This is a genomic window from Streptococcus sp. ALY_211, assembly GCF_058314555.1.
In genome coordinates, this window is the sequence record NZ_JBZFUN010000011.1 from 23,707 (window position 1) to 30,069 (window position 6,363).

Below are 6,363 nucleotides of genomic sequence, written 5' to 3' on the forward strand. Positions count from 1 at the left end.
AACTAATTTATCTCGTCTCTAAAAAGCATCTAACTATAGACAATCTATCAAATACCTAATAAGCAGATAAGACGAATGCGTTACCATTATAACATAGAGATTACAAAAACTTGAGAGCTCTACTTATTTTTTAACGAAATACCCAAGTGCTTGTAAGCTTTCTCTGTTGCCACACGCCCAGAACGAGTACGCATGATGAAGCCTTTTTGAATCAAATAAGGCTCATACATGTCTTCCACAGTATCTCTTTCTTCAGCAATGTTTATCGACAAAGTACCAATGCCAACTGGACCGCCATTATACATCTCAATCATCGTGCGTAAAATTTTCTGATCGATATAATCCAACCCTTCGCTATCAACATCTAACATTGTCAAAGCTTCATCAGCAATATGATTATCAATAATACCATTACCAATTATTTGAGCATAATCCCGAACCCTCTTTAATAGACGATTAGCTATTCGAGGAGTTCCCCGGCTTCTCTTAGCTAATTCGACAGCTGCTTCATGAGTGATATCAGCCTCAAAGATATCTGCCGTACGCTCAATAATTTCAGTTAGGTCCTTATCTTCATAATATTCCATATGCCCATTGATACCAAAACGAGCACGCAAAGGATTAGACAACATACCCGCACGCGTAGTTGCTCCAATCAAGGTGAATGGCGGAAGATCTAGATGGACACTCCTACTAGCTTCCCCCGATCCAATCATAATATCGATATAAAAATCTTCCATAGCACTATACAAGACTTCTTCAATCGCCATCGGCATCCGATGAATCTCATCAATAAATAGAACATCACCAGGCTCAAGTTCATTTAAAATAGCAACTAAATCTCCAGCTTTTTCAATAGCCGGTCCCGATGTCTGCTTCAAATTAACACCCAATTCGTTAGCAATAACAAAAGCCATAGTTGTCTTTCCCAACCCAGGAGGACCATATAAAAGGGTATGATCTAAAACTTCATCCCTCAAGCGAGCCGCTTCAATAAAAATAGACAATTGCTCTTTGACCTTATCCTGACCGATATATTCTTTAAAATTATGCGGACGCAGACTACGTTCAACCTGATCCTCATTTTCTAACATTTCATCATCTAAAATTCTACTCATAACATCATTATAACATAAAAGTCTTTGAGCAAATTAGAAGGATCCCACGCTCCAATCAAAATAAAAGCACCCATAGGGCAAACCCTTGGGTGCTTTGAAATATTGATATAAAGCCGTTCTTAACGTTTTGAGAACTGACTAGCTTTACGTGCTTTCTTAAGACCTGGTTTCTTACGTTCAACCATACGAGCATCACGTGTAAGAAGACCTGCACGCTTCAATGAATCGCGAAAATCTGGATCCACTTGAAGTAATGCACGTGCAATACCGTGACGGATTGCACCTGATTGACCCGCATAACCACCACCTACAACATTTACATGAACATCATAGGAACCTGCAGTTGAAGTAACTGCAAATGGTTGGTTAATGACTAAACGTAAATCTGCATGTGGAATGTATTCTTCTACATCTTTTTTGTTAACTGTGATTTTACCTGTACCTGGAGTCAAGCGAACGCGAGCAACCGCATTTTTACGACGTCCAGTACCTGTGTATTGAGCTTGTACCATAAGTTATACCCCTTTCCTCTTAGATAAGACCTGAGATGTCAAGTACTTCAGGTTTTTGCGCAGCATGTGTATGCTCATCACCAACGAAGACTTTCAATTTCATTCCTTGTGCACGTCCAAGAGTATTGTGTGGAAGCATACCCTTAACCGATTTTTCAATCAAACGAACCGCATTCTTCGAACGCAATTCACCAGCAGAGATTTGCTTCAATCCACCTGGATACATTGAGTGAGTATAGTAAATTTTATCAGTTGCTTTTTTACCAGTCAATTTAACTTTCTCAGCATTGATGACAATAACAAAGTCACCTGTATCAGTATGAGGGGTAAATGTTGGTTTGTTCTTACCACGAAGAACACTTGCAACTACTGCAGAAAGACGCCCGAGTGGCACATCAGTAGCATCTACAACGTACCACTTACGCTCAACTTCACCTGGCTTAGCCATGTATGTTGTTTTATTCATGATTTCTCCTATATTAACGTTTTTGTTTACAAAGTGGATGTTCCGGTCCACACAATATTCCAAAGCTTTCCGGGGCTTCTGAAATGGGGTAAACAATACCGATGATTATCATACCAAATTTAATCCTACCAAGTCAAGTCAATTCCCTTTACTTTCTCCATATTTATAAAATTTATTCTAAAAATAGATCTAATCTTCGAAGTCATCAAATTCAATTTTGATATCTCTAATAAATGAATTTTTACCTTTAAAAGAAACACCTGTCATTAATAGCATTAATTTATTGAAATCTTCTTTATCCAATTTAAGCTTCAACTCTTTTAACTTGTCTTTTAATGCCAAGTAATCAGCAGTATCCATCTTATTATCAGAAATTTGATGTCCCAATTCAAAGATCTCTTCATAAATCATTTTATCAAATAGCCTTTTCTGCGCCGCCTGTTTCCTCAGATTATCCTTAACATAGCTTCCAAACCTAATTTTGAAAAAACCTCTTAATTTGTCATAATCCTCGATTAAACTAGGATTTTTCTGTAACAATTTAAAAAGTACAATCTGAGCTTCCTGCTGCCAGTCATCTTTTGACCATAACTTTAGATAATAGTCTCGCGACAACTTACCAACAATACCTTTAACAGCATTATATGCATCAATAAAATCTTGTTCATCCATAAATAAAACCCCTTCAGTTAGAATGAGCTTACCATCCTCTAGACTAACAAACATCCTCCGCTCATCTTCGGAATAAGCAATATCAAATTCATCGAAAGCATCGTCATCACAAAATAGAGCATTATAGTCAGAGTAGTGATCAAATATTTTCTTAAGTTTCTTAGATTTCATAAAGTTTCCTCATTTCTTTAATAATGTTCTTTATTATCCTATATTTTTTGATAAGTCTGCAGTAACATGAATAACACCACAAAAAATCAAAAAATACATTACACTTATTTATTCGAATTTATTTTAAAAAAATAGCAAAACATTAAAAATAACATAAAAAAGACATGTAGCTGTCAATTTTTCATAAATTTTTGCTAAATTAAAGATTTTTTTAATCTTTATCGCTGCTAGAAAACTATCTCATTAATAAAATAAATTTCATTCAACATTTGGCAGAAAAACAAATAATGTTCGAACCCAAAATCGCTTCATATAGAAAGCAAAGGAGATCACAAAAACTAATGAAAGGGGCTAACTAACCATAAAAGAATACTACTTTCTCAAAAATAATAGTAAGAAATATTTGACTTCAAAAGAATTAACCAATGCACACAAAAAATCCCCAGCATATTAAACATCAAAAAAGATAAAATCAACTTATAGCACTAATCAATAAAATTAGCTCACAAAAAAGTTCATTTGAATAGCCTGTAAGCAACCAAACAGTATTATTCAAATGAACCCTTAAAATTATAACGCTAAAAGCCCTTATTTACAAGACAGTATAAAAATTCTTACATTACACTTAAATTACGCACATGCTTCACAATCCAAACCACGCTTATTTACATAGAAAATATCTAAAAGGCATTAAACTAAACTCTAAAATATCACTATTGAACAGTCCCAGAATAATATGTGAGTACCACTTTCAACAGTTTCTAAAATCACATTTGATTGAATTCCTTACACTAATACGAAAAGTGATCATATCTCACTCCACAATGCTTACTTATATATAACTAAATTTCGTAAATAAGCTATTCAAAGATAACAAGCGAGATAGCGATCACCAAAATTTTGATAACTTCAACAATCAAATCACTTTATTTTATCCTTATCCACCTAAAAAAATGTCGCTTCAAATATAGAACTTGTAAAAAATACAGATCGCTAAGAGAATCTTGGTCAGAGTAAATCATAAGATTTCAAACATCATTAACCACAAAATCACCGAGAAACTCATGAGTCAATGGCAAAAACTATCTATTTCTGTATCAACCCTCTATCACCAGTTAGACCGCTTTGAACATAAAAGGCTCTATAATTTCTGTAGTGGGTAACTCCACTTAGGAAGTTATAGAGCTTTTTGAGTATCAAAAAAATCCCACAAGAACTATAATGAAAAGCGTTCAAACAACTCATTAGAAAGACTCTTATGGAACACCTCAATCATACCACACAACTCATCGGGATTAAAGACAATAATACTACCTTGACACAAGCCGTTCAACACGATACCCATATCGAAGTCATCGCCACACTTGACTATCGTCCCCCTAAATGTAAACACTGCAAGGGAAAACAAATCAAATATGACTTCTAGAAACCTTCTAAAATCTCCTTTATCGAAATCGGAGGATTCCCTAGCCTCATTCGCTTGAAAAAAAGACGATTTCAATGCAAAGTCTGTCGGAAGGTAAGCGTATCTGAAACGACCCTCGTTCAGAAAAAATTACCAAATCTCTGAGATAGTGAGACAAAAAATCGCTCAGCTATTGCTCAACAGGGAGGCCTTAACCCATATCGCTGCTAAGCTGGCTACTATATCTACCTCTACCGTCTATCGCAAGCTCCAGCAATTTCAGTTTCAAGAAGATTATTCTTCTTTGCCTGAAATCCTCTCCTGGGATGAATTTTCGTCTCAAAAGGAAATCTTGCCTTCATTGCCCAAGATTTCAAGACCAAGAAAATCATTACTATCCTCGATAACAGACGTCAAACCACCATCCGCAATCATTTCTTTAACTACTCTAAAAAAGCTAGAAATAATGTTAAAGGGGTTACTGTCGATATGTCTGGAAGTTATATCACTCTCATTAAGACATTATTCCCTAATGCCAAGACTGTCCTCGATCGCTTCCATATTGTCCAGCACATGAGCCGTGCCCTTAATCAGACAAGAATCAAAATCATGAAGCCATTTGACAAGAAATCTCTGGAATATAGGGCTCTTAAATACCACTGGAAACTCATTCAAAAAGATAGTCGAAAACTCTCTCTTAAACCTTTTTACTCACGGACTTTCAGAGAGACTTTAACTCCTACAGAGTGTCTGAATAAACTGTTGAAACTAGTACCTGAACTAAAAGCCTATTATGACCTCTACCAACGGCTCCTCTTTCACCTGCAGGAGAAAAACACCAAACAATTCTTTAGCCTCATTCATAATGCTCTACCATACCTTAATCAGACGTTTAAAACAGCTTTGAACACGTTATTCGCTATAAAGACGATATCACCAATGCCATTGAACTTCCTTATTCTAACGCTAAATTAGAAGCAACTGACAAACTTTTCAAAGACATCAAACGCAATGCCTTCGGCTATCGGAACTTTGACAATTTCAAGAAACGAATTTTTCTAGCTTTGAACATAGCAAAAGAGAAGACGACATTCGTCTTCTCTCGTGCTTAGTTATAAGTCACCCACTACAATTGACAAGGAGCCCATAAAAAACGGGGGAGCATAATTGCTCTCCCTAAATAAAATAACTAATTAAAAACTTTAAGCTATACCGGCGGCCGGGGTCGAACCGGCACGTCCGTGAGGACACTGGATTTTGAGTCCAGCGCGTCTGCCAATTCCGCCACGCCGGCATGGTATAAACTAAACTGGGGTAGCTGGATTCGAACCAACGCATGAGGGAGTCAAAGTCCCTTGCCTTACCGCTTGGCTATACCCCAAAATAGGCGAATGATGGGAATCGAACCCACGAATGCCAGAGCCACAATCTGGTGTGTTAACCACTTCACCACATTCGCCATGTACACGGGCAGTAGGAATTGAACCCACACTGAAGGTTTTGGAGACCTTAGTTCTACCTTTAAACTATGCCCGTAAACAATGGAAGGGGAGGGATTCGAACCCCCGAACCCGAAGGAGCGGATTTACAGTCCGCCGCGTTTAGCCTCTTCGCTACCCTTCCTTAATAATATTAAATAATGGCGCGAGACGGAATCGAACCGCCGACACATGGAGCTTCAATCCATTGCTCTACCAACTGAGCTACCGAGCCAACCTATAATAATTGCGGGAGCAGGATTTGAACCTACGACCTTCGGGTTATGAGCCCGACGAGCTACCTAACTGCTCCATCCCGCGATAAGTAAAAGGAGGATGTGGGATTCGAACCCACGCACGCTGTTACACGCCTGACGGTTTTCAAGACCGTTCCCTTCAGCCAGACTTGGGTAATCCTCCAAAATAGTCCGTACGGGATTCGAACCCGTGTTACCGCCGTGAAAAGGCGGTGTCTTAACCCCTTGACCAACGGACCATTATATGGGCACAAGTGGACTCGAACCACCGACCTCACGCTTAT

At 37.8% G+C, this 6,363-nt stretch carries 4 protein-coding genes, 9 tRNA genes and 1 pseudogene; 1 reads left to right on the forward strand and 13 read right to left on the reverse strand.

Annotated elements, in window-relative coordinates:
* Positions 1-119 precede the first annotated feature (119 nt).
* The 4 genes from ruvB to AC4HAJ_RS07880 form a co-directional block, all read right to left on the reverse strand.
* On the reverse strand, positions 120-1,118 hold the full coding sequence (gene ruvB / locus AC4HAJ_RS07865; protein WP_491079618.1) for a Holliday junction branch migration DNA helicase RuvB: 999 nt from the start codon (positions 1,116-1,118) through the stop codon (positions 120-122).
* A gap of 119 nt (positions 1,119-1,237) precedes the next feature.
* Positions 1,238-1,630 carry a 30S ribosomal protein S9 gene (gene rpsI / locus AC4HAJ_RS07870; protein WP_491079619.1) on the reverse strand — a complete coding sequence of 131 codons (393 nt, stop codon included), beginning with the start codon at positions 1,628-1,630 and terminating at the stop codon, positions 1,238-1,240.
* 19 nt (positions 1,631-1,649) lie between these two features.
* Positions 1,650-2,096 (reverse strand): 50S ribosomal protein L13, encoded by a 447-nt coding sequence (gene rplM, locus AC4HAJ_RS07875; protein ID WP_491079620.1) that lies wholly within the window; start codon positions 2,094-2,096, stop codon positions 1,650-1,652.
* Between the two features lie 189 nt (positions 2,097-2,285).
* A complete protein-coding gene (locus AC4HAJ_RS07880) occupies positions 2,286-2,939 on the reverse strand; it encodes a sigma-70 family RNA polymerase sigma factor (RefSeq protein WP_491079621.1) in 654 nt (217 codons plus the stop codon).
* A gap of 1,258 nt (positions 2,940-4,197) precedes the next feature.
* Between AC4HAJ_RS07880 and AC4HAJ_RS07885 the strand changes: the two are divergent.
* Positions 4,198-5,456 (forward strand): annotated as a pseudogene (locus tag AC4HAJ_RS07885) (ISL3 family transposase).
* Positions 5,457-5,554: 98 nt separating this feature from the next.
* On the opposite strand, the gene AC4HAJ_RS07890 reads toward AC4HAJ_RS07885, so the two are convergent.
* From AC4HAJ_RS07890 to AC4HAJ_RS07930, 9 genes are all read right to left on the reverse strand, one after another.
* Positions 5,555-5,638 (reverse strand) — tRNA-Leu (locus tag AC4HAJ_RS07890).
* A gap of 15 nt (positions 5,639-5,653) precedes the next feature.
* Positions 5,654-5,725: transfer RNA gene (locus AC4HAJ_RS07895), tRNA-Gln, on the reverse strand.
* 5 nt (positions 5,726-5,730) lie between these two features.
* Positions 5,731-5,803: transfer RNA gene (locus AC4HAJ_RS07900), tRNA-His, on the reverse strand.
* Positions 5,804-5,809: 6 nt separating this feature from the next.
* Positions 5,810-5,880 (reverse strand) — tRNA-Trp (locus tag AC4HAJ_RS07905).
* Between the two features lie 6 nt (positions 5,881-5,886).
* Positions 5,887-5,967: transfer RNA gene (locus AC4HAJ_RS07910), tRNA-Tyr, on the reverse strand.
* Between the two features lie 17 nt (positions 5,968-5,984).
* A tRNA-Phe gene (locus tag AC4HAJ_RS07915) sits at positions 5,985-6,057 on the reverse strand.
* 12 nt (positions 6,058-6,069) lie between these two features.
* Positions 6,070-6,143: transfer RNA gene (locus AC4HAJ_RS07920), tRNA-Met, on the reverse strand.
* 9 nt (positions 6,144-6,152) lie between these two features.
* Positions 6,153-6,242, reverse strand: a tRNA-Ser gene (locus AC4HAJ_RS07925).
* A gap of 4 nt (positions 6,243-6,246) precedes the next feature.
* Positions 6,247-6,318 (reverse strand) — tRNA-Glu (locus AC4HAJ_RS07930).
* Positions 6,319-6,363 lie beyond the last annotated feature (45 nt).